This window comes from Pseudodesulfovibrio sp. (assembly GCF_028692895.1).
GTDB lineage: Bacteria > Desulfobacterota > Desulfovibrionia > Desulfovibrionales > Desulfovibrionaceae > Pseudodesulfovibrio.
This window is the reverse complement of the sequence record NZ_JAQUWN010000054.1, coordinates 1-1,980: the sequence shown is the minus strand read 5'-3', so window position 1 is coordinate 1,980 and position 1,980 is coordinate 1. Positions and strand designations below refer to the sequence as shown.

Genomic DNA, 1,980 nt, shown 5'->3' with positions numbered 1-1,980 from the left:
TTCTCCGTTGACCCCGCCCCGGACGACACCCCGGAATCGTTGAATGAACGTCTGGCCGACTTTTGCGAGTTCTTCCTGCAAGTCTGCCTTGACCAGATTCAGTTCATGACCAGGCAATTGCGCCTGGAAAAGATCGAGCAGCGCATAGAATGGTTTGTCCGCGAGCGCTCGCAAAGGGGAAGCGCCAAGCTCCCCCTCAGGGCGTCGCGCCTGCTGCGCGCTGTCTTCATGGAAGGACAGGTCCCCAGAGGGCAAGCACCCGAGATTCTCAACACGAGTGAAACTTCATCCCGAAGGATCGTTCGACAGCTATTGGACGAGGGGTTATTGGCATCCGAGAATCATCGCGCCCCCCTCAAGGTGGCATTCACCATCCACGTCATGCCGTACTATTTCCCCACGCTGTACCGCCCGGATATTCTGGGACCGGAATATATTGAAATGCTCGGTGCGGATTTGCCGGACTTGTAGCGCTTGGGCTCTTCGCAACGAAAGGTGGATGTCATGCAAGATTTTCGAATTCGTGGTGATACATTGCTGGATGTCGTCTACGACAACTTGACTGGAAAAATCATTAGGGCTGACTCGTTAGCCCAAGATAATGATGAAGGATTAAAACTCAGAGAACGAGTGCAAAAACATCTCCACCGTGACACACCTCTCTTCAGGTGTCCCATTTGCCATAAGCCTGTAAAACTCCGCGCTTCTATCGACAAAATGGGGCAATACTTCATCCACGAAACGGTGGAAGGGAATTGCCCGTATCTCCAAGAAAGAGGGCTCAGCCAAGACGAAATCAGAGCGAGGAATTTCAATGGACAAAAGGAAAGCCCGGCTCACAAAGAGACCAAGGCTTGGTTGGCAGAATGCCTCAAAGCGGATTCGTCCTTTTCTGATGTCATGGTTGAACGAAGATTCACCAGCTCGCACGATTCCAAAAGTTATCGCGTACCCGATGTCCGGGCTACCCTCCATAGCCCCGAAGGTGATCTAGTTGTCGCTTTTGAAATTCAGTTGTCCTCAACCTTTTTGACTGAAATTGTGGGGCGCAGGGAATTCTATCTAGACGAGGAGGCTTTGCTTATCTGGGTTTCTCGGAATTTCGAGGAATGTGACCCCCAAATGACCCAGCACGACATAGTAGCCCCCAACAATATGAATGCGTTCGTAATCAACGCAGACACGCACACAAAATCCCTGGCTGAAGGCAAGTTGCATATGGAATGTCATTGGATCCAACCTACTCTTGCGGAGGACGAGGCGTCATTTTCCAAGGTCTTTTGTACGCAAATGATCAGCTTCCATGACTTGAAACTAACCCCAAAACTCCAGCATGCCGTTTTCTACGATTACGAGGCGAGTAAGGCTACGTTACTACAACGTATTACACATCAAGCTGAGCGTCGAGTCGTGGATCAATATTTGAGCTGGTGTACTATTTCAAATCAACAGTCAGACAATCCTTTATGCGCATTCATACGACTATGCCGACAAAAGCAGATTAACCTTCCAAAACAAGAAGGAAAACTTATCTCTGTAACCCAGCACCTCGCGTCGGCCAGAGCGGGCACTCCCGTTGGGCATCATTTCAACAAACTCATAGAATGCGCCCATAAGGTCATTGATAGCCACACTCCATTCTTTTTCTATTTCAGAGCAATTTGCACATTCTATAACTGGGACAACCGGCTAATTGAACAAGATATTAATAAAAGACGACCTTGGGAAGGCCCTCTCTGGAAGCCAAAAGTCGACAAAGCTTGGAAGCAAATGCAACGATCAGGTTCCATCAAAGAGTATTACGATGACTCCTTTCGAGATTTGGTACTTTTTATGTTTCCTGAAATTGAACCAACTCTCGACAAGAAAGTAAACGCTACTCGTTACCGCCTAAGGAGAAATACCACTCTCTAATAAGGGGCAGATGTGGGACAAAGCGACCAGCGGCCAACAGAAATCAAACAAAAGCGGCTCACGATT

The 1,980-nt window shown here is 48.6% G+C and carries 1 protein-coding gene and 1 pseudogene; both read left to right on the top strand.

All coding sequences use genetic code 11. The annotated features are described in order from the left end of the window. A pseudogene (locus PHP91_RS12755) lies at positions 1-471 on the top strand (hypothetical protein); the annotation flags it as partial. Between the two features lie 33 nt (positions 472-504). After that, positions 505-1,914 carry a DUF6035 family protein gene (locus tag PHP91_RS12750; protein WP_300141201.1) on the top strand — a complete coding sequence of 470 codons (1,410 nt, stop codon included), beginning with the start codon at positions 505-507 and terminating at the stop codon, positions 1,912-1,914. The last annotated feature ends 66 nt before the right edge of the window (positions 1,915-1,980 follow it).

Excerpts from the sequence above, each read along its gene's own strand:
- PHP91_RS12750 (WP_300141201.1), top strand. The coding sequence starts at position 505 with ATGCAAGATTTTCGAATTCGTGGTGATACATTGCTGGATGTCGTCTAC.